Here is a 23,641-nt window from a genome sequence, read left to right as displayed (position 1 = left end):
ACTCATCCTTTTTTTGATTTCATTATATATATCGTTACGCTGTAAGGTTCATAAATAAAACGAGAAAAATTTACGGATTTTTTGTTCTTTAATAGCTTAAAGGAGTGTAAAATTACAATATAAGGGTAATTTTACTACATATATTTATCGCGATGTTAATATGCATCATTTAACATTTGCGGTATACATGATATTTCTTACCTTATTGTATAAAGAAGGAGATGGTATGTTGAAAAGGACTATGTTATTTTGGGCGCAATATATCCTTGTTTTGCCTATATTATTTCTTACCTTTATGTTTACTGGTTTCGTTGGTAGTCAGTTAATGATAGGTGCTGATAAACAACATTTTATTTTTACGCCTCAAAATGCAACAGAATATAGTCAAATTAGTGAAATTGATAAATTGCTATTTGCTTTTTCAATTCAGCCAGTTGTCACCATAGTATTTCTGCTATCGATTGTGTACGTACTGACACTTATTGTCTTTCAAATTATTGAATGTAAGAAGAAAAGAAAGATATTACATAGTTTGCAATATATGATTCTTATACCAATTTTTATTTACTTGTGGTTTGGAATAATGCAATTTTCCGCGGTTAGTTTAACTTGGATAGATAATTGGAAGGATTACCTTATATTCACTCCTAGCACGATAACTGATGAGCAAGATATATATACGATTGATAAGTTTTTATACAAATTTCGAATGTTAACTATTCCGAGTACAGTACTAATACTATCTTTCTTGTATTTATTAATACTTATCGTGATTGATAGTATTCGCTTACTAAAAAGGTTTCTTGTAAGAACTAGTCATTAGAAAAGGATAATTATTTGAAGGTACAACAATTATTTGTCATTACTCATTTCCATACAGGTAGTAAGGAGATTTTTTTGACACTACAGATTGACACTTTCTGTAGTTTCTTCTTTTTTATAATATGTAACCGTTAAGTTATAATCTGAGCGTGGTGTCTAAACTATTCTCATGTCTTGTCGAATATTGAAAGATTATCATAGCATAATAATGAAGGAATTCTAGAGGAAGATATGGAAACTTAATAATTACATCTCCATATGTCATATCTACCATTTCCTCTTTCATATAAGCAATGATACAGTAGGGGTAGTAATTAGAGTAAAGGGGTAAAGTGTAGAATGGATTTTCAGACAATCAAAGAATATTTTTCACCAGAAAATATGGATCACATTGTTGAAAGTTATAAAGCATTCGGGCCGCTTCTTGGGATTGGTTTACCGATGATAGAGGCGCTTATTCCAGCATTGCCTCTCATTGTGTTTGTACTGGCGAATGCTGTTGCATTTGGTTTTTGGTTCGGTTTTCTTTATTCGTGGCTTGGATCAGTAATTGGTGCAATGCTTGTATTTTTCATCATTCGTAGCTTTGGAAGAAGTCGTTTCTTTTCTTTTGTAAATAAGCATGAGAGAGTGCGAAAAGCGATGGGATGGATTGAAAGAAAAGGATTCGCGCCAATCTTTGTTATATTTTGTTTTCCGTTCACACCATCTGCGCTTATAAACGTTGTAGCTGGTTTGTCTCGCGTTAGCGTAAAACAGTTTGGACTAGCATTAGCATTCGGAAAGCTTGTTATGATCTTTATTTTAACGTATATCGGTCATGATTTAATGTCGTTTATTCATAAGCCGTTGAAATCAGTTATTGTGGGCGTTGTTATTTTTATTTTATGGTATGTAGGTAAAAAAATTGAAGTAAAGTTAGAACTACATTAGGAAAAGTCTTCTTTGTCCCGCATTAACGGGCAGTAAAACTCCCACCAAAAAATTCGACTGAAGTAAAGAAGTTAGGTGGGAGATCAAACTGCCCGTAAATGCCCGATTGGTTCAACTAATAATCGGTGGGGGATGAACAAAACCCCCACCGATTAAGTTTCACTTTATAAATACAAGCTTCATTATTAAAGGGTGAGGGGAGAAGCGAATGAAGAAAACTTTGAAAAAAGAAGGGCTAGAGTGGATAAGAACAATTTTAATTGGTGTACTATTAGCTATATTTTTTCGAACGTTTTTCTTTTCAACGTACGTTGTAGAGGGGAAGTCAATGATGCCGACATTGCAAGATGGCAATATGCTCGTTGTGAATAAGGTGAGTTATCAAGTAGGGGACTTGAATCGATTTGATGTCGTCGTTTTTCATGCGAATAAAAAAGAGGACTATGTAAAGCGAATTATCGGTTTACCTGGGGATCATATCGAATATAAGCATGATAAACTATATATAAACGGACAATTCGTGGAGGAACCTTATTTAGAGGCGTATAAGAAAGAGATAAATGGAAGGCAATTAACAGGTGATTTTAAATTAGAAGAATTAACGAAAGAAAAGTTTGTACCACCTGGTTCTATTTTTGTAGTTGGCGACAACCGCCTCGGTAGCTGGGATAGTAGGCACTTCGGTTTTGTGAAAGCTGATACAGTTGTCGGTAAAGTTGATTTACGATATTGGCCGATTCGAGAGGTGCAAACGAATTTTTCAAAAGGTTGATATAATAAAGTGAAGTATAGGAAAAGACAAACAGCTCAGTTTGTCTTTTTTCGTGTCCTATAATACAATTATGGTAGCAAACTAACGTTCGTTATGTAAGTGAAAGGTGGGGTTACATGTCACTTCGATTTGTGATTGGTAGAGCTGGAAGTGGAAAAAGTACACTTTGTTTACACGAAGTGCAAGAAGAGTTAAAGCAGCGCCCAAGAGGGAAAACAATATTATATCTTGTGCCAGAACAGATGACATTCCAAACGCAGCAGGCGTTAATTGGTAGTGAGGATGTTAGAGGTTCTATTCGGGCACAAGTTTTTAGTTTTTCACGGTTAGCGTGGAAGGTGCTGCAAGAAGTTGGCGGAGCGAGTCGTCTTCATATTGATGAAGCCGGTGTACATATGTTACTTCGTAAAATTGTAGAATCTCGTAAAGATGGATTATCGGTGTTTCAAAAAGCAGCGGAGCAAAACGGTTTCTTTGAACATCTTGGTAGTATGATTGCGGAGTTTAAACGTTATAATGTGACGCCATCTAACGTATATGAAATGTGGCAACAATTAGATGCGCATAGTAGTAGTGCAGAGCAAAAGCTGCTAGCGAATAAAGTGTATGATTTACAGTTATTATATGATGATTTCGAACGTGCTTTAATCGGAAAATATTTAGATTCAGAAGACTACTTACAATTATTAATTGAGAAGCTTTCAGACTCTGAGTATGTAAAAGGCGCGGAAATTTATATAGATGGATTCCATTCGTTTTCCCCTCAAGAGCTAGAAATTGTTAGAGGGTTAATGAAATTAGGAACTAGAGTAACAATAACATTAACGATAGATGAAAAAACGTTAGCGCAGCCAGTGAATGAACTAGATTTATTTTATGAAACGACGTTAACGTATGAACGAATAAAACAAGTAGCGCGTGAAGAGAAAATAGAAATTGAAAAAACAATTCCGCTGATGGAACAGCCGCGTTTTCATTCGCAAGCATTAGCACATTTAGAAACGTACTACGAAGCACGTCCAAATGAAAAATTTCATGGTGAAGCGAGTGTGACAATCAGTACAGCAGCTAATTTACGAGCTGAAGTAGAAGGTGTAGCTCGTGAAATTAGAAGACTTGTGGCGGATGAAGACTATCGTTACCGAGATATCGCAGTCCTTCTTCGTAACGGAGAAAGTTATTACGATGTAATGCGAACGTTATTTACGGATTATAATATCCCGCATTTCATCGATGAAAAACGCCCAATGTCACATCATCCGTTAGTAGAATGCATTCGTTCTGCATTAGAAATTATTAGTGGGAATTGGCGTTATGATGCAGTGTTCCGCTGCGTGAAAACAGAGCTTTTATATCCATTAGACGTAAGAAAAGAAGAGATGCGCGAAGAGATGGATGAGTTTGAAAACTACTGTTTAGCGTATGGTGTACAAGGGAAGAGATGGACTTCTGAAGATCCGTGGATGTATCGTCGTTATCGTTCTCTTGATGATGCGAGCGAAATGATAACAGACAGTGAGCGTGAAATGGAAGAGAAAATAAATCGACTTCGCGACGTTGTAAGAACGCCAGTTATTCGTATGCAAAAAAGACTGAAGCGTGCTGGAACAGTTATGCAAATGTGCGAAGCGGTATATTTATTTTTAGAGGAGCTTGACGTTCCGAAAAAACTAGAAGAATTACGTGTTCGGGCAGAAGAAAATGGAGATTTCTTATTTGCGACAGACCATGAGCAAGTATGGGAAGAAGTGATGAATCTTCTTGATACGTTCGTTGAGATGCTTGGTGAGGAGAAAATGTCACTATCTATGTTCACGGAGGTTATGTCGACAGGTCTTGAGGCACTTCAATTTGCGAACATTCCGCCGTCACTAGATCAAGTGTTAGTTGCTAATATTGATCATTCTAGATTATCAAATATTAAAGCGACGTTCATTATTGGAGTAAACGAAGGTGTGATTCCAGCAGCGCCTATGGATGAAGGTATGCTTTCTGATGAAGAAAGAAATGTTCTCACCGCTGCAGGTATCGAATTAGCACCAACGACGAGACAAACTTTATTAGAAGAACAGTTCGTTATGTATCAAATGGTGACGAGAGCATCTGAGAAGTTATACATTTCTTGTCCGCTTGCAGATGAGGAAGGGAAGACATTACTTGCGTCTAGCTTTATTAAGAAAATAAAAAGAATGTTCCCTGATGTAAAAGAATCATTTATTACAAATGACGTAAATGACTTATCACGTTCGGAACAAATTTCATACGTAGCAACGCCAGAAGTGACATTGTCTTATGTCATGCAGCAGCTGCAAACATGGAAGCGATACGGATTTGAAGGTAATTTAGACTTTTGGTGGGATGTATATAATTTCTACGTTACTTCCGATGAATGGAAGCAAAAAAGTAGCCGCGTGTTATCAAGTTTATTCTACCGAAATCGTGCACAGAAATTAAGTACAGCTGTAAGTAGGGATTTATATGGAGATACAATTAAGGGAAGCGTTTCTCGTATGGAATTATTTAACCGTTGTGCGTACGCTCATTTCGCGCAGCACGGTTTATCGCTAAGAGAGCGTGATATTTTCAAACTTGATGCGCCAGATATCGGTGAACTATTCCATGCAGCGCTGAAAAGAATTGCAGACAGGCTATTACGTGAAAACCGTACTTGGGCAGATTTATCAATAAAAGAGTGTGAGCATCTTTCTACTTTAGTAATAGAAGAAATTGCACCATTATTACAAAGACAAATTTTATTAAGTTCAAACCGTCATTTCTATTTAAAACAAAAACTACAACAAATCATTTTCCGTACATCACTTATTCTTCGTGAACATGCGAAGTCTAGTGGTTTTGTACCAGTTGATTTAGAGGTACCGTTCGGTATGGGCGGGACTGGATCGCTTCCGCCAATGGAATTTGCGTTGCCAAATGGTGTGAAGATGGAAGTAGTGGGCCGTATTGACCGTGTTGATAAGGCGGAAGATGAGAGTGGTACGTTCCTTCGTATTATTGACTATAAATCAAGTTCGAAAGCGTTAGATTTAACAGAAGTGTATTACGGACTAGCGCTTCAAATGTTAACGTATTTAGATGTTGTTACTTCAAATGCACATACGTGGATGAAAAAGGGTGGCACTGCATCACCGGCGGGTGTATTGTATTTCCATATTCATAACCCGATTGTTGAGATGAAAGGCGATGCATCTGAAGAAGAAATTGAGAAAGAAATTTTAAAGAAATTTAAAATGAAAGGGCTCGTACTAGGAGATGCTGACGTTGTTCGTTTAATGGATAATAAACTTTCAACAGGAAGCTCTGATATTATTTCTGCTGGTCTGAAAAAAGATGGTAGTTTTAGTGCGCGTTCTAGCATTGCAAGTGAACAAGAATTTAACGTACTTCAAAAATATGTACACCACTCGTTTGAAAATATCGGAAAAGACATCACAGAAGGTGTTATCGATATTGCTCCTTACAAAAAGGGGAATAAAGCGGCTTGTACGTTCTGTAACTTTAAATCTGTTTGTCAGTTTGATGAATCACTTGAAGATAATCAATTCCGTACGTTAAAAGATATGAAAGATAGCGAAGCAATGGAGAAAATTAGAGAGGAGGTTGGCGGAGAATGATAGAAAATTGGCCTAAAAAACCAGAAGGTAGTCAATGGACAGATGACCAGTGGAAAGCAGTTGTAGCGAACGGACGTGATATTTTAGTCGCAGCAGCAGCTGGATCAGGGAAAACAGCAGTATTAGTTGAACGGATTATTAAAAAGATTATAAGTGAGGAAAATCCAGTCGATGTCGACCGCCTGCTCGTTGTAACATTTACGAATGCAGCAGCGCAAGAGATGAAAAACAGAATTGGGGAAGCGTTAGAAAAAGTATTAATTGATGGACCAGGATCGCAGCATATAAGAAAGCAGCTTAGCTTATTAAATAAAGCTTCCATTTCTACCATTCATTCATTTTGTTTACAAGTGATTAGAGGATACTACTACATGCTTGATGTCGATCCTCGTTTCCGTATTGCGAACCAAACAGAAAATGAATTGTTAAAAGAAGAAGTGCTAGATGACATATTAGAAGAAGAGTATGGAATCGAAGATAATAGTATTTTCTTTGAATTAGTTGATCGTTATACGAGTGACCGTAGTGACGATGACTTACAACGAATGATTTTAGCGCTTCATACAGAATCAAGAGCACATCCAAACCCGGAAAAATGGCTTGATAAATTAGTAGAAGCATACGATGTTGAAGGAAAGACGATTGAAGATTTAGTGTACGCTTCTTACTTATTAGAAGATGTGAAATTCCAGCTGGAAACAGCGGAAGAGCATATTCGTAAAGCGACTGAACTCGCAATGCTTCCTGACGGTCCGGCGCCCCGCGTTGAAACCCTGCAAGCAGATGCAGTTTTACTTGGAACGTTGTCATCGGCTGCTTGTGAGTCGTGGACAAGTGTGTATGAAGCGATGCAAAACGTATCGTGGCAAACGCTAAAGCGTATTAAGAAAAGTGATTACAACGAAGATGTTGTAAAACAAGTAGATTCTCTTCGTAATAAAGCGAAAGATGAAGTGAAGAAATTACAAGAAGAGCTATTTAGCCGCAGACCTGAAAGTTTCTTACGAGATTTTCAAGATATGCATCCTGTATTAGAAAAACTCGTGAAGCTTGTAAAAGTATTTACAGAGCGTTTCCAAGCGATTAAGCGAGATAAAGGAATGGTCGATTTCACAGATTTAGAGCATTTCTGTTTGCAAATTTTAAGTGAGCAAAGTGAAGACGGTGAAATGAAGCCATCAGCAGTAGCACTTCAATATCGTAATAAATTTGCTGAAGTACTAGTCGACGAATATCAAGATACGAACTTCGTACAGGAATCAATTATTAAATTCGTAACGAAAGATTCTGAGAGTGAAGGTAACTTGTTCATGGTAGGTGACGTGAAACAGTCAATTTATCGTTTCCGACTAGCAGAACCAGGACTGTTTTTAGGGAAATACAAACGATTCACACAAGAAGGATCGGGCGGCGGAATGAAGATTGACTTAGCGAAAAACTTCCGTAGCCGTCATGAAGTACTGGCTGGTACGAACTTTATCTTCAAACAAATTATGGGCGAAGAAGTCGGAGAAATTGATTATGATGCTGACGCTGAATTAAAGCTAGGTGCTAGCTATCCAGAAGGTGAAGATGTAGCGGCAGAGCTATTATGTATTCAGCAAACAGAAGAAGAAGTGCAAGACGGAGAAGAAGGTGCCGAAGTAGAAAAAGCACAGCTTGAAGCTCGTCTTATGGCGCAGCGTATTAAAGCAATGGTCGATTCAGGTTATGAAGTGTATGATCGTAAAACTGATAGTATGCGCCAAGTACAATACCGTGATTTCGTTATTTTACTTCGCTCCATGCCGTGGGCGCCGCAAATTATGGAAGAGTTAAAATTACAAGGAATTCCGGTATATGCTGACCTTGCGACTGGTTACTTTGAAGCGACAGAAGTAAATATTATGATGAACGTATTCCGTGTTATTGATAATCCGATGCAAGATATTCCGCTTGCAGCTGTACTTCGTTCACCGATCGTTGGACTAAACGACGAAGAACTTGCAACGCTTCGTGCTCATGGAAAGAAAGGTTCATTTTATGAAGTGATGAGTTCATTCTTAAAAGGAGCACCGCTTGAAGAAGAACAAGAACTGCATGATAAATTAGAGTGGTTTTATAACTTACTGCAAGGGTGGCGTGAATTTGCGCGACAACAATCCCTTTCCGATTTAATTTGGAAAGTGTACGGTGAGACAGGCTATTACGACTTTGTCGGCGGTTTACCAGCCGGAAAGCAAAGGCAGGCAAACTTACGCGTACTATATGACCGCGCAAGACAATATGAAGCAACATCGTTTAGAGGATTATTCCGCTTCTTACGTTTTATTGAGCGTATTTTAGAACGCGGAGATGATATGGGAACGGCGAGAGCTCTCGGTGAACAAGAAGACGTTGTTCGCATTATGACGATTCATAAAAGTAAAGGGCTAGAGTTCCCAGTCGTATTTGTAGCTGGACTTGGTCGCCGTTTTAATACACAAGATTTAATGAAGCGTTTTTTACTTCATAAAGATTTCGGTTTCGGTTCACAATTTATCGATCCTCGTAAACGAATTAAATATACGACATTATCACAACTAGCGATTAAGCGTAAAATGAAGATGGAATTAATTGCGGAAGAAATGCGCGTACTATACGTAGCGTTAACGCGTGCAAAAGAGAAGTTAATTTTAATCGGAACAGTTAAAGATGCAAATAAGGAAATGGAAAAATGGCTCGATGCAAGAGAGCATGGTGAATGGTTATTACCAGACCATATACGTGCCGGAGCGTCTTGCTATTTAGACTGGATTGCACCTTCATTATATAGACATCGTGATAGTGAAATGCTTCTTGAATTAGGACAAGGAAATATTCCAGTCGACATTTATGAGTATGACACTAGCTGGAAAGTAGAAGTTGTTGACGGAAAAGATTTGCTTGCACCAGAACCAGTTCAAGAAGAGAAAAAAGAATTGTTAGAAGCGCTTCGTGAGAAAAAGGCTGTTCCATTAGAAAGTGAACGGAAAGAAGAAGTGTACGATAGATTAATGTGGGAATACGGGCATGAGGACGCAACATCGCACCGTGCGAAACAATCTGTTACAGAAATAAAGAGAAATTATCAATCTGAAGAAGGTAGCGATAATGCCTTTATTAAAAAACTTCGTGCACCAATTAAAACACGTCCGCGCTTTATGGAGAAAAAAGGATTAACGTACGCAGAGCGAGGGACAGCAGTCCATGCCGTTATGCAGCATGTAGATTTGAAGAAACCAATTACGATTGAAGTTCTTCAAGAACAAATTGCAAGAATGGTAAATAAAGAACTATTAACATTTGAACAAGCTGAAGAAATAGCGATTGAAAAGGTAATTTCATTCTTTGACAGTGACTTAGGTAAAAGGGTATTAGCAGCAAAAAGTGTTGAGCGCGAAGTACCATTTACGATGATGCTTTCAGCAGAAGAAGCGTACCAAGATTGGCAAGGGAAGAAAGGCGAATCAATACTTGTCCAAGGGGTTATCGACTGTATGATCGAAGAGGAAAACGGAATTACTTTAATCGACTTTAAAACAGATACGATTGAAGGAAAGTTTCCAGGCGGATTTGATCAAGCGAAACCAACTTTAGAAGACCGATACAAAGTACAGCTTTCACTATATGCAAAAGCACTAGAGAAAAGCTTAAAACATCCTGTGAAAGAGAAGTGTTTATACTTCTTTGATGGGAATCATGTTGTAAATATTGAGGAATAGAGCTTAGAGAGGGGTTATGGATTATGGCGACGTTAAGAACCTGTGATCAAGGACACGAGTACTACAAAAGTAGCGATTGTCCAACTTGCCCAACCTGTGAGAAAGAGAGAAAGCCAAAAGAAGGCTTTCTTTCTCTGCTTTCAGCACCAGCAAGGCGAGCGTTAGAGCACCATGGAATAACGACTGAAGCAGAACTTTCAAAGTATAGTGAAAAATAAATTTTGAAACTGCACGGTATAGGGCCAGCATCTTTACCTAAATTGAGAGCGGCTTTAGCAGATAAGGGATTATCATTTAAATAAAGAAAAACTAAACTCATATAACGAAATCTCATTTTGAAAATCTTAAATCGATGGACAAAACGCTTTAACAGATGAATTTATGAAGTGTAGAGAACTTGATAAAGAATATAAGTGAATTGATTATAATAGTAAGAAAGGAAGTGCAATACTATGGATTTCGAAACAGTAATGCAAGAGCTTGAAACTCTCGGCAAGGAGCGGACTAAAAAAATATACATATCCAATGGTGCAAAGGAGCCACTTTTTGGTGTAGCAACAGGTGCTATGAAACCAATTGCGAAGAAAATAAAAATCAATCAAAGTTTAGCTGAAGAGCTTTATGCTACAGGTAACTATGATGCGATGTACTTTGCAGGCATTATTGCAGATCCAAAAACTATGAACGAATCGGATTTTGATCGTTGGATGGATGGGGCGTACTTTTATATGCTATCCGATTATGTGGTGGCAGTAACTTTATCAGAGTCAGAGTTTGCACAAGACGTGGCTGATAAATGGATTGCAAGTGGTGACGAACTAAGAATGTCAGCGGGTTGGAGTTGCTACTGCTGGCTTTTAGGGAATCGAAAAGACCATGAATTTTCCGAAAGTAAGATTGCCAATATGCTAGAAGTTGTGAAAAATACAATTCACGATGCGCCAGAACGTACGAAATCCGCTATGAATAATTTTCTAAACACCGTGGGGATTTCATATGTGCCGCTACATGAAAAGGCAGTTGAAACGGCAAAGGAAGTAGGCATAGTGGAGCTAAAACGGGACAACAAGAAAAGCAGCTTTCTAAATGCTTACGAAAGTATTCATAAAGAACTTGATAGAGGAAGACTCGGATTCAAACGTAAATATGTAAGATGCTAAAAATAGAAGAAACAGCCCTAGCTCTACACAAAATAGAGCTAAAGCTGTTTCTTTTTTACGCTGTTCCAATTTGATCTTGGTCTGCAACGTCCGAATCGAATGTATTTGTTGCACTAACGCCGTTAAAAGTGTTGACGACAAATCCGACATTGGAAGCTCCAGACCCGTTATAAGCTTTCGTATTTTCTTTCGGAGACACGTTATAAAAATCTCCTAAGTTGAAAGAACCGTTACTGTTTTGAACGACGAGATTTCCTACAACCGAGGGCATACCATCCACCTACTTTACTAAGCTTTTTAATTACTATATGAATTATTTAGAGGAAGGTTCATCAGTAATAAATTGGCGGATTTGTAGCGTACGAGAATTATTAAAAACATAGTCAACATTGCCAATTTGGAAGCACGCGGAATTTAAAATTGTTCGCAAGTGAACATCATTTACTTCAATGAAAGGGCACTCATTTACAATATTCATTTTTACATCTGTTGTTCGCTTTGGAATTGTAATGTGTTCATCTGTAAAGATTTCAAACGCATTAAAACGACCTTCACCTTTTATATAACAAGGGATTTCTCGATGAACGATAAGCGCTCTATTTTTTAATTCTATTTGATTAGCATCCCCGGCCTGGAAGACAGCTGCAACCCCCATAGAAATGATAGAAACATTTTGTACAATTGAAGTATGACGGAGCATAATTTTTCCTCTCCTCAACCTGGAGTCGGAGGGACATCTGTTACTAATGGTACAAATGGTCCCTCTGTAACGGATTCGAATGGCGTATCAAGAATAGAAGAAAGGATGAGAAGGTTTGCATCTCCAATTAAAAATAATGCAGAAGAAGAAACCCCGTTCATTTTAATCTGGCCTACTTTTAACTCGCGGTTTACAACATTTAAATTCATACATACTCACTCCTTTCGGAAATTGCCCGGTATGTGTTGAATAAAGGAAAGGAACGCCTTGTCAATATCTTGTTTCATCGCTTGAATAATGATGTCTCGTAAATAATCGGGATCTGTGGAAATACCCTCATACGATTGAACTTGTGATAAATAGTACGGAAGTCTATGTTCCATCTGTTTTTTTATGTCATCCACCATCATTTGTCGATACATCTCATCAAGCGGCGTTCTCTCTTCTTGTTCAAAATGGAGAATTCGACTATATGCTTCTTCATCTAAATAGCGATGCATTTCTTGAAGGATACCTTGATAAAAGTCTGGATTTGTTTCTGTTTCAGGATTTACTTTTAATGTTTCTGTATCCACTTGAAAATCTTCAATTTGTTGTCCTTTTGTTGAAAATGGATTCAAGCCAATATTTAAAGTACCGTTTAAATTTTCTACTTTTAATTGATCGAATTTATATTCCACTTTTCCTATAGAAGAGGAGGGACGACTTTTTAACTCATTAAGCTCTTCTTGTAGTAGGCGAACTTGTTCTTCAAGATTTAGAATAGTTTGCTGCTGTATTTGAAGAGCTTGCTGAAGTTGGTTTAGATAAGTATATATATCTTGATTCATTTTGTGAAACCTCCTTTTCAATAGGGAGGGTATATTACTGCTATATATTTATGATAATGCTGGTCTAAGAAGAACTAGTTGAAGGCTTAATGGAAATAATTTGTCCTTTCGCATGTAAAGGGCGAAGAGGTTCTGTAAATCCGCCAGTATTTGAGAATTTAGAAAGAGCCTTAATACTACCTGCAGTTCCAATTTGAAAAACGGAAGAGGTCGTAATGCTATCGATTTTAATGCTGTTAATGATGATACTTTGGTTCACATAAAAATTCAAAGCAATCGCCTCCTTTAGTTCGAACCAATTATTGCTTGATCGATTACATCTGAATCATTGACAGTCGTTGAACTTTGATAATTGTAGACAGAGACGTTATCCCCAACATTAAAGGAGCCGGCCCCAGCAAAAGCGCGTGAATAACTAATAGGCCTAATCGCAAATACATCTCCAATATGAAAAATACCACTTGATCCAATATTAACGATACGAATATGTCCGACCATAGCTGGCATACAAAACACCTTTCGTTTTTAAAATTTTCTTTTCTACTATTGTATGGGCGTTTTCAATAAAATGTGTATTTTTTTGAAATAAAAGAAACACATACGTTATTGCGTATGTGTTTCGAACATTTGAGTGTGTGTGCAATCTGTGTGTATATGCCAAACAACATTTAAGAGCCTGTCCAGTTCTTGGCTACAATCCACTGTTTTTTGAGAAGTCATTCCGTAGCGTTCAGCAAAATAGATCATTTTTTCGCGTTTTTTTTCGATAGCTTGCTCAAACATTGAAATCGGCTCCATCTCTCCATAAATTTTATGTATATATGTAGTACATATTATACAAAAATCCCATAAAAAAGAAACGTCTTCGCTAAAAAAAGTATAATTTCTACATTTTATGTCAAATAACGGATGAGGAACAAATATAATTATGGGTGAATATTGTAAAAATTGGCGTGTATAAGAAGGTTTTTTTCTTAAGGATGCGAATACAATTAAAGGGTATGAGTTTTAGGATGGAGAGTGGAAATATTGCGTTTTGTAACGGCTAAGAAAGAAGAAAAGGTATTTGTAGGTATTGTGGTTGAAGAGGAAGATAGAGTCTTACATTTAAGAGAAGCGCAAAGACAAAAAGGGGAAAAGGTTACGATCCCGATTACTATGTTAGAGTGTATTGAAAGAGGAAGTGAATGCCTTGAGAAGGTGTACGATATTGTAAATTGGGCGAAGGAAAATGCGGAAGCGGCGTATTATCCGTTAGCAGAAGTGAAAATATTAGCACCGATTCCAAGGCCGAGAAAAAATATTCTTTGTGTCGGAAAGAACTATCGTGAGCATGCGGTGGAAATGGGCGGAGTAGAGTCTATCCCTGAAAATATAATGATCTTTACAAAAGCGCCAACAACAGTGATCGGAATTGATGAGCAAATTAATGGTCACCCTCATGCAACGAATGAACTGGACTATGAAGGGGAACTAGCAATCATTATTGGTAAGCGAGGGAAACAAATAAAAATAGAAAAAGCTCTTGACCATGTTTTTGGATATACAGTTATAAATGATGTAACTGCTCGGGATATTCAAAGGAAACATAAACAATTTTTCCTAGGGAAAAGTTTCGATACATTTTGTCCAATGGGACCGTATTTAATTCATAAATCGATGGTTAGAACGCCGAATGAATTACACATTGAAACGGTGGTAAATGGAGAAGTAAGGCAAACTTCAAATACGAGAGAAATGATTTTTTCAGTAGAAGAAATTATTTCAACTATAAGTAAAGGCATGACATTAGAGCCGGGAGATATCATTGCAACAGGGACACCAGCTGGTGTTGGTAAAGGTTTTACACCGCCGAAGTTTTTGCACGCTGGTGATGAAGTTGTTATTACAGTAGAGGGAATTGGTACGCTTAGAAATATTGTGAAATGAAAAAAGAGCTATCTTGTGAAAAGGTAGCTCTTTCCTATGGTCGCGGATTAATAGAGTAATCTATAATAGCGAAAATATACAATCCAATCAATGCTAGAGTACAAATTCCAATTAGCATAACTGCAAGTGCGCTTCTCTCACGGCCAAAACCGATAATTGTAAGGAAAACAGCAGTCCAAAATAATGTTTTAAGTAGTGTGAATGTATTAGGAGTTGAATAATGACTGAGTAAAGTTGTAGATAATATGAAGCCGATGAATGTCATAGAAATAAAAATTGTAGCTAAATAGTTAATATGTTTACCGTATTTCAACAGCATACAGTTACCCCCTTTTTTAAGAAGACGGAATATTCAATTTTATTTTACGGTAAATTACTAAAAAAAGAAAGGGGTTGTCCTATATTTTAGGACAACCCCACTATGATTAAGATAGTACAGCTTTAATTTTTTGGAACGCCCACTCTAAATCTTCTTCAGAGATTACTAGAGGTGGTGCAATACGAATTACATTTTCGTGTGTTTCTTTACATAATAGACCAGCTGCTTTTAGTTGTTCACAGTAAGGACGAGCTGGCTCGTTTAATTCGATACCGATGAATAAACCTTTACCACGAATATCAGTAATCATTGGGTTATCAATTTCTTTTAATTGCCCAACTAATTTTTCTCCTAATTGAAGAGAACGCTCTGTTAATTTTTCTTCTTCTAATACTTCAAGAGCTGCGATAGAAACAGCACATGCAAGTGGGTTACCACCGAATGTAGAACCGTGAGAACCTGGCTCGAATACGCCTAAAATATCGCTGTTTGCTGCAACACAAGAGATTGGGAATACGCCGCCGCCAAGTGCTTTACCAAGTATGTACATGTCAGGAGTTACATTGTCCCAGTCGCAAGCAAATACTTTACCAGTACGGCCTAAGCCTGTTTGGATTTCATCTGCTACGAATAAAACGTTTTCTTTTTTACATACTTCAAAAGCTTCTTTTAAGAAACCAGCTGGTGGAATGTTAATTCCTGCTTCACCTTGGATCGGCTCTAAAATGAATGCAGCTGTATTTGGTGTAATCGCAGCTTTTAACGCTTCTAAATCACCGTAAGGAATTACAATAATGCCAGGAAGCATCGGACCGAAGCCACGCTTGTACTCTTCGTTTGATGACATAGAAACAGCACCCATTGTACGTCCGTGGAAGTTATCTTCACAAACGATGATTTCTGCACGGTTTGCCTCTACTTTTTTCACATCGTAAGCCCAGCGACGAGCTGTTTTAATTGCAGTTTCAACAGCTTCTGCGCCTGTATTCATAGGAAGTACCATATTTTTATTTGTTAGTTTCGCAACTTTTTCGTACCAAGGACCTAATTGATCGCTATGGAAAGCACGAGAAGTTAACGTAACTCGATTAGCTTGGTCAATTAAAGCGTTAATGATTTTTGGATGACGATGACCTTGGTTTACTGCAGAATATGCACTTAATAAGTCCATATAGCGGTTTCCTTCAGGATCTTCTACCCAAACGCCTTCTGCTTTAGAAATAACGATTGGAAGTGGATGGTAGTTATTTGCTCCGTATGTGTCTGTAAGTTCGATAATATCCTTAGTTTGAATCATGATTGTTCCCCCTTTTGTTATTACAAGAAGTTTGTAAATACTCTAAATATTATAGCATTTAAATGTAAAAAAGCGAAACATTTCCTGAAAATAAATGAACATGTTATCATATAGAGTGAAAAAGTGTGAAAAAGAGGAGGCAGGGATACGATGGTACATATGCATATTACAGCATGGGCGTTAGGATTAATTTTATTCTTCGTTGCGTATTCACTTTATTCAGCAGGAAGAAAAGGTAAAGGTGTACATATGGGGCTTCGCCTAATGTACATTATCATTATTGTGACAGGTTTCATGTTGTACATGAGTATTGTGAAGACGGCGACAGGTAGCATGCACATGTGGTACGGCATGAAAATGCTAGCTGGTATATTAGTAATCGCTGGAATGGAAATGGTTCTTGTGAAAATGAGCAAGAACAAAGCAACAGGGGCATTCTGGGGACTATTTATTGTTGCACTAGTAGCGGTATTTTACCTTGGACTGAAATTACCGATTGGTTGGCAAGTATTTTAATAAAAAATAAAACCACCTTATAATCTCACATGTTTGGGAGATTATAAGGTGGTTTTTTACTTTATGTCGCATCGATATGTAACTCTTCTCCGTTTACTTTCGTAAAACGGAACATGTTTTTATTTGACGTAGCGTGACGAACGAAATGGTGCTGCAGTGTACAAATCATCTCCTCATTATCAAATAAAAGAATATTTACTCCCTCGCATGCTTCCTCTTTCGGCAAGAAGGATAAATAATTATGACAATACATGCAATCATATAAAGAGTAATGAAGCGATTGTAATGCCTCAGTTAATAATGTAAAGACAGAGTCAGGTAACTCCTCAAGCCATTCATTATAGCTAAGAAGTAATTTTTTTCTAATTCGTATCATTTCTCCATTTTGCAAATGATGCTGTTCGTTGGCGATTTGTAATACATCTTGTTCATAGAAACGGGCTGGTAGCCAATTGTTGTTATACAAAAGTTCAAAGCCATCTTGGATAATATCTTCTAATAAAAATGCTTCATCATTTTCATCATCAAAGAATACCCATTCATTGTTTATATATTCTACATTACCGACTGTATGAGCGCGTGGCTGATTATACAAAATATGTTTGCGTTGTACCATAGTTCATTTCTCCTTTTATAGAAATAGTTATTCTTGTTATGGACAGTTCGTACGTTCTTTATAACTAGACACACCTAAAGAGAGGTGGGCATACAATAAAACACGCTTTACACTGTGAAACTGCTATTCCGTATATGAATAGTTAGTTATCGTCAAGTTTGTTGTTTTTATGTATCCGCACTCATAGGGTGGGGATTACTGCACGTTCAGAAACAGATATTAGATTAGGAAGGATGATTCTTATGTGCGGGATTACAGGATGGGTGGATTATAAGCGCTCATTAGAAGGGGAAAGGGACGTCGTGATGAAAATGGCGGAAACGCTAGCGAAACGTGGTCCAGATGATAACAAAGTTTGGATAAAAGGAAACGTCGCATTTGGGCATAAACGGTTAATCGTTGTAGATCCTGAAGGTGGTAAACAGCCTATGACCTGTTTAAAGGATGAAACGAATTATGCCATTTGCTATAACGGTGAACTGTATAACACAGAAGACATTCGGAAGGAGTTGTTAAGAAGAGGGTACACATTCAAAGGTCATTCTGATACGGAAGTATTATTAGCTTCTTATATCGAATGGAAAGAAGAATGTGTCGATCATTTAAACGGTATATATGCGTTTGCAGTATGGGATGAACAGAAAGAACAAGTGTTTATTGCAAGAGATCGATTAGGTGTAAAACCGCTTTTTTATAAATATGATAGTGGACGATTATTATTTGGTTCAGAGTTAAAAGCGATACTGGCGCATCCAGAGGTGAAGGCGGAAGTAACGTTAGAAGGATTATCAGAAATATTCGGTCTTGGACCATCTAGAACGCCTGGTCATGGTATTTATGCTGGTATTAAAGAATTGCGCCCAGGCCATGCGATGACATTTTCAAAGAACGGTTTATGTATATGGAGATATTGGAATGTAGAAAGTAAAAAACATGAAGATTCCTTTGAAGAAACAGTAGAGAAAACACGCTTTTTATTACAAGATGCAATTACAAGGCAACTCGTTTCTGACGTACCGTTATGCACATTTTTATCGGGCGGTGTAGATTCAAGTGCAATAACAGCAATTGCCGCAAAAGAATATGAAAGATCAGGGAAGGGTCAATTGCACACGTATTCTATTGACTATGAAGATAACGAAAAATACTTTAAAGCGAATGCATTTCAGCCTAATTCAGATGCTCCATTTATTAACTTAATGACTGAGACATTTCAAACAATCCACCACCGTTGTGTCATTTCAAATGAACAACTAGCACAGTATTTAACAGAAGCAGTGCTCGTTCGTGATTTGCCAGGTATGGCAGATATTGATTCTTCATTATTATGGTTTTGCCGTGAAATAAAACAAGATTTTGTCGTCGGTTTATCTGGAGAATGTGCAGATGAAATATTTGGTGGCTATCCGTGGTTTTATAGAGAAGATGATTTACAATCAAGTGCATTTCCGTGGATGCGCTCTACAGAGGCGCGCGAACAACTTCTAAAGAAAGAATGGAGAAATAAATTAAATTTACAACAATATGTGCAACAACGCTATGAAGAATCCATTCAAGAAGTTCCGATTTTAGAGGGAGAAAGCCCGCTAGAAGCAAAGAGACGACAATTATTTTATTTGAACATGGTTTGGTTTATGACAACATTATTAGACAGAAAAGACCGTATGAGTATGGGGGCAAGCTTAGAAGTACGCGTTCCATTTGCAGACCACCGACTTGTCGAATATGCGTGGAATATTCCTTGGGAAATGAAAATGTATAAAAACCGCGAAAAAGGTCTATTGCGTAAGGCGTTAGAAGGATTGCTTCCAAATGATATATTGTATAGAAAGAAAAGTCCGTATCCGAAAACGCATAATCCATACTATACGAAAGCAGTAACAGTATGGCTACAAGATTTATTAACGGATAAAGGATCAATTTTACACGAACTATTCGATAAAGAGCAGCTGAGTGGATTAATTGAGTCTGGTGGCAGTGCATTTCAAAAACCTTGGTTTGGTCAATTAATGACTGGACCTCAGCTTTTAGCCCATTTAGCCCAAATTCATGTTTGGTTTAAAGAATATGGGGTAAATATTAAGGAATAGAAGAAAAGCGGCTTACATTTATGTGAGCCGCTATTTTATTAAAGAAATTGTCATATAAAATTCAAAATCATATTAGAAATAATACTTATTTAGAATAATTATTTTGACGTATTTATTATTGCTTGTTATAATTGGAAACAAATGTTCTTGAAAAAGATTCTCATTTATAAGGTGAAACTTTAATTAGTGAGGGGACATTCCCCGCTGATTATTAGTTGAACTAATCGGGCGTTTACGGGCAGTTGATCTCCCAGCTAAATTTTTTGCACTCGCCGAATTTTGAGGTGGGAGTCTTACTGCCCGTTAACGCGGGACAAAATTGAGGTGTTATATAGATGACGAAGAAGAAAATAGGTTTGCTTGTAATGGCGTATGGAACGCCAGAGTCATTAGATGATGTAGAAGCGTATTATACACATATCCGTCACGGGCGTAAGCCGTCTGAAGAAGCGCTTCAAGATTTAATCGGGCGCTATAAAGCGATTGGCGGAATTTCACCACTTGCAAAAATAACGAAAGAGCAGGCACATAAATTAACAGATTCATTGAATAAAATGTATACAGAGTATGAATTTGTTTGTTACTTAGGTTTAAAACATATTACTCCGTTTATTGAAGATGCAGTAGAAGAGATGAAGAAAGATGGAATTGAGCGGGCGATTAGTATCGTATTAGCACCGCACTATTCTACATTTAGCATTCAAGCGTATAATGAACGTGCAATTCGCCTATCAAAAGAAATAGGTGGGCCAGTTATTGAACCGATTGAGCAATGGTACGATGAACCGAAGTTTATTTCTTATTGGGCAAATCAAATTGAAGAAACGTTTGCTAACATTGTAGATAAAGAGAAGGTAATTGTTATTTTCTCTGCACATAGTTTACCGGAGAAAATTATTGCTGATGGAGACCCTTACGTAGAGCAATTACAGCAGACAGCGGATTTAATTGCGGCAGAAGCCGGTATAAAGCATTATACAACGGGTTGGCAAAGCGCTGGAAATACACCAGATCCATGGATTGGGCCAGATGTGCAAGATTTAACGAGAGATTTATATGAAGAGTATGGTTATGAGTCTTTCGTATATTGTCCAGTTGGCTTTGTGGCAGAGCATTTAGAAGTTTTATATGACAACGACTATGAATGTAAAGTTGTAACTGATGAATTAAATGCCGCATATTTTAGACCGAATATGCCTAATTCACAATCTGTATTTATTGATTGCTTAGCTGAAATTGTTTCCAAAAAAATGAAGGAAATAGTTGACAAGGATTTAGTTTTGAATAATAATTAGTTTATAATAATTTTAAATAAATAATAATTATTAAGAGAGAAAGAGGAGGATCCCCCATGAAGAATCCAAATAATCGCTTAACAACAAACCAAGGTGCTCCGGTTGGAGATAACCAAAATTCTCGTACAGCTGGTCGCCGTGGACCGGTATTATTAGAAGACTATCATTTAGTAGAAAAACTGGCTCACTTTGATCGTGAACGTATTCCAGAACGCGTTGTACATGCACGTGGTGCAGGTGCTCACGGTGTATTCGTAACGAAAAACAGCATGAAGCAATATACAAAGGCAGCATTTTTACAAAATGAAGGAACTGAAACGCCTGTATTTGTTCGTTTCTCAACGGTTATTCATGGTCAAGGTTCTCCAGAAACAGCTCGTGACCCACGCGGGTTCGCTGTTAAATTTTATACAGAAGAAGGAAATTACGATATTGTAGGTAACCATTTACCGGTCTTCTTCATTCGTGATGCAATTAAATTCCCTGATATGGTGCATTCTTTAAAACCAGCACCTGATACAAATATTCAAACGCCAGACCGTTATTGGGATTTCATGACGTTAAGTCCAGAATCTACACATATGATGACATGGGTGTTCTCTGATTACGGTACACCAGCAAGCTATCGCGAAATGGAAGGTTTCGGTGTCCATTCATTTAAATGGATTAATGCAGAAGGTAAAATTGTCTACATTAAATATCACTGGAAACCACAACAAAGTGTACGTAACTTAAGTGCAAAAGAAGTGCAAGAAGTGCAAGGGAAAGACTTCAACCATGCAACTCGTGATTTATTCGATGCAATTGAAAAAGGAAATCACCCGAAATGGGATTTACACGTACAAGTGATGCAATTAGATGAGACGGATTCTTTAGACTTTGATCCACTAGACCCAACGAAAGTATGGCCAGAAGATCGTTTCCCGCTAATGGAAGTAGGGGCGATGACGTTAAATCGTAACCCAAAAAACTTCTTTGCGGAAGTAGAACAAGTGGCGTTCTCTCCAAGTGCAACTGTAAATGGTATTGAACCATCTGAAGATAAATTATTACAAGGTCGTTTATTCTCTTACCCAGATACACAGCGTTATCGTCTTGGTGCAAATTACTTACAAATTCCTGTAAACTGCCCATATGCAGCTGTTCATAACCAACAACGTGATGGTGCGATGCAAATGAATCAAAACCCATCTACAATCAACTACGAACCGAGCCGTCATGCTGAAAATCCAGTTGAAGACCCAAATTACCGCGATTCAACTATGAAAGTAGAAGGCTACGTATCTCGTGAAAAAATTGAAAAACCAAATGACTTCAAGCAAGCGGGTGAGTGTTACCGTTCATTCTCTAAAGAAGAGCAAGACAACTTAATTGCAAACTTAACAAATGACTTGAAGGACGTAAATGAGCGCACGAAATTATTAGCTGTTTGTAACTTCTTCCGTGCAGATCAAGAGTACGGAATGCGTTTAGCGCAGTCTTTAAATGTTGATATTACGCAATATGTGGGGAATGCTCCGAAGTAAATAGGAAAAGACGACTGTTAAACGGTCGTCTTTTTTGTGTGAAATCATGCAGGGGTATTTTTCATTTTAGATATATCTGAATTCATCGGTAAATCGATATATTGAAAGAAACGATCGATATATTTATGGGAATACAGGACGGGGTATGCTAATCAGTGCGATAAAAGAGATGCAATCTACTACGAATAGATTGCATCTCTTTTTTAGTTTACTCGCTCAGTATACTCATAAGCTTTCTCCCCATGCATCGAAATATCAAGCCCCATTTGTTCTTCGTGCTCATCGACGCGAACAGGGAGGAAGAAGTTGATCGCTTTAATAATGGCGTACGTCATTATGATTGTGAATGCATATGTTGCTCCGATTGCTACAAGTTGTTTGAAAAGGAGAGCTGCGTTTCCGTAAAATAATCCGTTAGCGCCATCGCTATTTATAGAAGTTGTTGCGAAAAGTCCAGTTGCAATACCACCCCAAGTTCCTCCGATGCCGTGGCATCCAAATGCATCAAGTGTATCGTCGTACCCGAATTTGTTTTTTAAGAAGAAGACAGCACCGAAACATAATATACCGCCAATTGCTCCGATAAGAAGAGCGGAGAAAGGTGTAACGAATCCGCAAGCTGGCGTAATTGCGACTAAACCAGAAACAACTCCGCAAGCAGCTCCCATCGCAGTCGGCTTTGATTGGAAGAACCATTCAGAAAGCATCCAAGTTAGAGCTGAAGCAGCAGCGGCTATATTTGTATTAATAAATGCAGTTAAAGCTACGTCATTTAAAGATAATGCACTACCGACGTTGAAACCGAACCAGCCGAACCAGAGTAAGCCTGCGCCTAACATTGTAAATGGTAAATGATGAGGAGAGGTGCCGCTTATGTTTTTTCGTTTTCCAAGGAAAATAGCTAATACAAGACCAGCAACTCCAGATGTGATATGAACGACATTACCGCCAGCGAAGTCTAACGCACCAAGTTCTCTTAGCCACCCGCCAACGCCCCACACCCAATGAGCGACAGGATTGTAAACGATTGTTGTCCAAAGAAGGATAAAAATAAGAAAGGCAGAAAATCGCATTCTTTCGGCGAATGCACCTGAAATTAAAGCGGGAGTTAAAATGGCGAACATGAGTTGGAACATCATAAATAAATTGTGAGGAATAGTAGATGAGTAGTCTGGATTTGGTGCGTAGGTAACTCCGTTTAGACCGAACCAATCGAGATTGCCAATAAGTCCGTGCCAATCTGGTCCGAATGATAAAGAATAACCGATAACAATCCATTGAATTGAAACGATAGCCATTGCGCTATAACTGTGCATTGTCGTGCTGAGTACGTTTTTACTGCGAACCATGCCCCCGTAAAAAAGTGCCAATCCTGGTGTCATCAACATGACCATTACTGTCGTTACAAACATAAAAACTGTATCTCCCGTATTCATTCTCTCTCCTCCTATGATGTTAGAAAAAATAACATCGTCTTGTTAT

Annotated in this window: 22 protein-coding genes and 1 pseudogene; 12 read left to right on the top strand and 11 right to left on the bottom strand. The window is 37.8% G+C overall.

Annotation, left to right across the window (positions count from 1 at the left end; all coding sequences use genetic code 11):
* The first annotated feature begins 226 nt into the window (after positions 1-226).
* The 7 genes and pseudogenes from Q3V31_RS05650 (at position 227) to Q3V31_RS05620 (ending at position 11,041) form a co-directional block, all read left to right on the top strand.
* Positions 227-823: a DUF4306 domain-containing protein gene (locus Q3V31_RS05650; protein WP_329762725.1), complete on the top strand. Its 597-nt coding sequence runs from the start codon at positions 227-229 to the stop codon at positions 821-823.
* 338 nt (positions 824-1,161) lie between these two features.
* Positions 1,162-1,755: a TVP38/TMEM64 family protein gene (locus Q3V31_RS05645; RefSeq protein ID WP_000347513.1), complete on the top strand. Its 594-nt coding sequence runs from the start codon at positions 1,162-1,164 to the stop codon at positions 1,753-1,755.
* A 208-nt stretch (positions 1,756-1,963) separates the two neighbouring features.
* Positions 1,964-2,527: a signal peptidase I gene (gene lepB, locus Q3V31_RS05640; RefSeq protein ID WP_000751912.1), complete on the top strand. Its 564-nt coding sequence runs from the start codon at positions 1,964-1,966 to the stop codon at positions 2,525-2,527.
* A 116-nt stretch (positions 2,528-2,643) separates the two neighbouring features.
* Positions 2,644-6,159, top strand: a complete 3,516-nt coding sequence (addB, locus tag Q3V31_RS05635) for a helicase-exonuclease AddAB subunit AddB (protein WP_329762724.1) — start codon at positions 2,644-2,646, stop codon at positions 6,157-6,159.
* Positions 6,156-9,881 carry a helicase-exonuclease AddAB subunit AddA gene (gene addA / locus Q3V31_RS05630; protein ID WP_329762722.1) on the top strand — a complete coding sequence of 1,242 codons (3,726 nt, stop codon included), beginning with the start codon at positions 6,156-6,158 and terminating at the stop codon, positions 9,879-9,881. Before addB ends, addA begins: the two co-directional genes overlap by 4 nt.
* A gap of 23 nt (positions 9,882-9,904) precedes the next feature.
* Positions 9,905-10,183 (top strand): annotated as a pseudogene (locus tag Q3V31_RS05625) (RNA polymerase alpha subunit C-terminal domain-containing protein).
* A 150-nt stretch (positions 10,184-10,333) separates the two neighbouring features.
* Positions 10,334-11,041: a DNA alkylation repair protein gene (locus Q3V31_RS05620; protein WP_000345251.1), complete on the top strand. Its 708-nt coding sequence runs from the start codon at positions 10,334-10,336 to the stop codon at positions 11,039-11,041.
* Positions 11,042-11,096: 55 nt separating this feature from the next.
* On the opposite strand, the gene gerPF is transcribed toward Q3V31_RS05620, so the two are convergent.
* From gerPF to Q3V31_RS05585, 7 genes are all read right to left on the bottom strand, one after another.
* The gene (gene gerPF, locus Q3V31_RS05615) at positions 11,097-11,312 is read right to left on the bottom strand and encodes a spore germination protein GerPF (protein WP_001141566.1); all 216 of its coding nucleotides are present in this window, start codon (positions 11,310-11,312) and stop codon (positions 11,097-11,099) included.
* Between the two features lie 42 nt (positions 11,313-11,354).
* Positions 11,355-11,741: a spore germination protein GerPE gene (locus Q3V31_RS05610; RefSeq protein WP_000944043.1), complete on the bottom strand. Its 387-nt coding sequence runs from the start codon at positions 11,739-11,741 to the stop codon at positions 11,355-11,357.
* A gap of 14 nt (positions 11,742-11,755) precedes the next feature.
* Entirely contained in the window at positions 11,756-11,950 is a 195-nt protein-coding gene (gene gerPD, locus Q3V31_RS05605) for a spore germination protein GerPD (RefSeq protein ID WP_001052805.1), read from the bottom strand.
* Between the two features lie 6 nt (positions 11,951-11,956).
* Complete coding sequence (gerPC, locus tag Q3V31_RS05600) at positions 11,957-12,571, bottom strand: spore germination protein GerPC (protein WP_001070768.1); 615 nt, start codon at positions 12,569-12,571, stop codon at positions 11,957-11,959.
* Between the two features lie 64 nt (positions 12,572-12,635).
* Positions 12,636-12,842: a spore germination protein GerPB gene (gerPB, locus tag Q3V31_RS05595; RefSeq protein WP_001012507.1), complete on the bottom strand. Its 207-nt coding sequence runs from the start codon at positions 12,840-12,842 to the stop codon at positions 12,636-12,638.
* A gap of 14 nt (positions 12,843-12,856) precedes the next feature.
* On the bottom strand, positions 12,857-13,078 hold the full coding sequence (gerPA, locus tag Q3V31_RS05590) for a spore germination protein GerPA (RefSeq protein ID WP_001111190.1): 222 nt from the start codon (positions 13,076-13,078) through the stop codon (positions 12,857-12,859).
* Between the two features lie 96 nt (positions 13,079-13,174).
* Entirely contained in the window at positions 13,175-13,354 is a 180-nt protein-coding gene (locus Q3V31_RS05585) for an aspartyl-phosphate phosphatase Spo0E family protein (RefSeq protein WP_000462854.1), read from the bottom strand.
* A gap of 246 nt (positions 13,355-13,600) precedes the next feature.
* Between Q3V31_RS05585 and Q3V31_RS05580 the strand changes: the two genes are divergently transcribed.
* Entirely contained in the window at positions 13,601-14,500 is a 900-nt protein-coding gene (locus Q3V31_RS05580; protein ID WP_001213088.1) for a fumarylacetoacetate hydrolase family protein, read from the top strand.
* Between the two features lie 34 nt (positions 14,501-14,534).
* Here Q3V31_RS05580 and Q3V31_RS05575 read toward each other — a convergent pair whose 3' ends face one another.
* Positions 14,535-14,819 carry a hypothetical protein gene (locus Q3V31_RS05575; RefSeq protein ID WP_000925334.1) on the bottom strand — a complete coding sequence of 95 codons (285 nt, stop codon included), beginning with the start codon at positions 14,817-14,819 and terminating at the stop codon, positions 14,535-14,537.
* Positions 14,820-14,925: 106 nt separating this feature from the next.
* A complete protein-coding gene (gene rocD, locus Q3V31_RS05570; protein WP_000616664.1) occupies positions 14,926-16,116 on the bottom strand; it encodes an ornithine aminotransferase in 1,191 nt (396 codons plus the stop codon).
* A 150-nt stretch (positions 16,117-16,266) separates the two neighbouring features.
* Between rocD and Q3V31_RS05565 the strand changes: the two genes are divergently transcribed.
* The gene (locus Q3V31_RS05565; protein WP_000233497.1) at positions 16,267-16,632 is read left to right on the top strand and encodes a YisL family protein; all 366 of its coding nucleotides are present in this window, start codon (positions 16,267-16,269) and stop codon (positions 16,630-16,632) included.
* 61 nt (positions 16,633-16,693) lie between these two features.
* On the opposite strand, the gene Q3V31_RS05560 is transcribed toward Q3V31_RS05565, so the two are convergent.
* Entirely contained in the window at positions 16,694-17,248 is a 555-nt protein-coding gene (locus tag Q3V31_RS05560; protein ID WP_000250680.1) for a DUF2777 domain-containing protein, read from the bottom strand.
* Positions 17,249-17,490: 242 nt separating this feature from the next.
* Here Q3V31_RS05560 and asnB point away from each other — a divergent pair, with 242 nt between their 5' ends.
* From asnB to katB, 3 genes are all read left to right on the top strand, one after another.
* A complete protein-coding gene (asnB, locus tag Q3V31_RS05555) occupies positions 17,491-19,338 on the top strand; it encodes an asparagine synthase (glutamine-hydrolyzing) (RefSeq protein WP_000333965.1) in 1,848 nt (615 codons plus the stop codon).
* A 335-nt stretch (positions 19,339-19,673) separates the two neighbouring features.
* Positions 19,674-20,633, top strand: a complete 960-nt coding sequence (gene hemH, locus Q3V31_RS05550; protein ID WP_329762694.1) for a ferrochelatase — start codon at positions 19,674-19,676, stop codon at positions 20,631-20,633.
* Positions 20,634-20,689: 56 nt separating this feature from the next.
* Positions 20,690-22,159, top strand: coding sequence for a catalase KatB (katB, locus tag Q3V31_RS05545; RefSeq protein ID WP_329762693.1), 1,470 nt, complete (start codon positions 20,690-20,692; stop codon positions 22,157-22,159).
* Between the two features lie 203 nt (positions 22,160-22,362).
* On the opposite strand, the gene Q3V31_RS05540 is transcribed toward katB, so the two are convergent.
* On the bottom strand, positions 22,363-23,595 hold the full coding sequence (locus tag Q3V31_RS05540) for an ammonium transporter (RefSeq protein WP_001091656.1): 1,233 nt from the start codon (positions 23,593-23,595) through the stop codon (positions 22,363-22,365).
* Positions 23,596-23,641 lie beyond the last annotated feature (46 nt).

This window comes from Bacillus nitratireducens (assembly GCF_036320425.1).
In the GTDB taxonomy this organism is placed as follows: domain Bacteria; phylum Bacillota; class Bacilli; order Bacillales; family Bacillaceae_G; genus Bacillus_A; species Bacillus_A nitratireducens.
This window is presented reverse-complemented; position numbering and strand designations above follow the sequence as displayed.

Bases quoted from the DNA above. Each gene is read 5' to 3' on its own strand.
- Q3V31_RS05650 (WP_329762725.1), top strand. From the start codon at position 227: ATGTTGAAAAGGACTATGTTATTTTGGGCGCAATATATCCTTGTTTTG.
- Q3V31_RS05645 (WP_000347513.1), top strand. From the start codon at position 1,162: ATGGATTTTCAGACAATCAAAGAATATTTTTCACCAGAAAATATGGAT.
- lepB (WP_000751912.1), top strand. From the start codon at position 1,964: ATGAAGAAAACTTTGAAAAAAGAAGGGCTAGAGTGGATAAGAACAATT.
- addB (WP_329762724.1), top strand. From the start codon at position 2,644: ATGTCACTTCGATTTGTGATTGGTAGAGCTGGAAGTGGAAAAAGTACA.
- addA (WP_329762722.1), top strand. From the start codon at position 6,156: ATGATAGAAAATTGGCCTAAAAAACCAGAAGGTAGTCAATGGACAGAT.
- Q3V31_RS05620 (WP_000345251.1), top strand. From the start codon at position 10,334: ATGGATTTCGAAACAGTAATGCAAGAGCTTGAAACTCTCGGCAAGGAG.
- gerPF (WP_001141566.1), bottom strand. From the start codon at position 11,312: ATGCCCTCGGTTGTAGGAAATCTCGTCGTTCAAAACAGTAACGGTTCT.
- Q3V31_RS05610 (WP_000944043.1), bottom strand. From the start codon at position 11,741: ATGCTCCGTCATACTTCAATTGTACAAAATGTTTCTATCATTTCTATG.
- gerPD (WP_001052805.1), bottom strand. From the start codon at position 11,950: ATGAATTTAAATGTTGTAAACCGCGAGTTAAAAGTAGGCCAGATTAAA.
- gerPC (WP_001070768.1), bottom strand. From the start codon at position 12,571: ATGAATCAAGATATATATACTTATCTAAACCAACTTCAGCAAGCTCTT.
- gerPA (WP_001111190.1), bottom strand. From the start codon at position 13,078: ATGCCAGCTATGGTCGGACATATTCGTATCGTTAATATTGGATCAAGT.
- Q3V31_RS05585 (WP_000462854.1), bottom strand. From the start codon at position 13,354: ATGTTTGAGCAAGCTATCGAAAAAAAACGCGAAAAAATGATCTATTTT.
- Q3V31_RS05575 (WP_000925334.1), bottom strand. From the start codon at position 14,819: ATGCTGTTGAAATACGGTAAACATATTAACTATTTAGCTACAATTTTT.
- rocD (WP_000616664.1), bottom strand. From the start codon at position 16,116: ATGATTCAAACTAAGGATATTATCGAACTTACAGACACATACGGAGCA.
- Q3V31_RS05565 (WP_000233497.1), top strand. From the start codon at position 16,267: ATGGTACATATGCATATTACAGCATGGGCGTTAGGATTAATTTTATTC.
- Q3V31_RS05560 (WP_000250680.1), bottom strand. From the start codon at position 17,248: ATGGTACAACGCAAACATATTTTGTATAATCAGCCACGCGCTCATACA.
- asnB (WP_000333965.1), top strand. From the start codon at position 17,491: ATGTGCGGGATTACAGGATGGGTGGATTATAAGCGCTCATTAGAAGGG.
- hemH (WP_329762694.1), top strand. From the start codon at position 19,674: ATGACGAAGAAGAAAATAGGTTTGCTTGTAATGGCGTATGGAACGCCA.
- katB (WP_329762693.1), top strand. From the start codon at position 20,690: ATGAAGAATCCAAATAATCGCTTAACAACAAACCAAGGTGCTCCGGTT.
- Q3V31_RS05540 (WP_001091656.1), bottom strand. From the start codon at position 23,595: ATGAATACGGGAGATACAGTTTTTATGTTTGTAACGACAGTAATGGTC.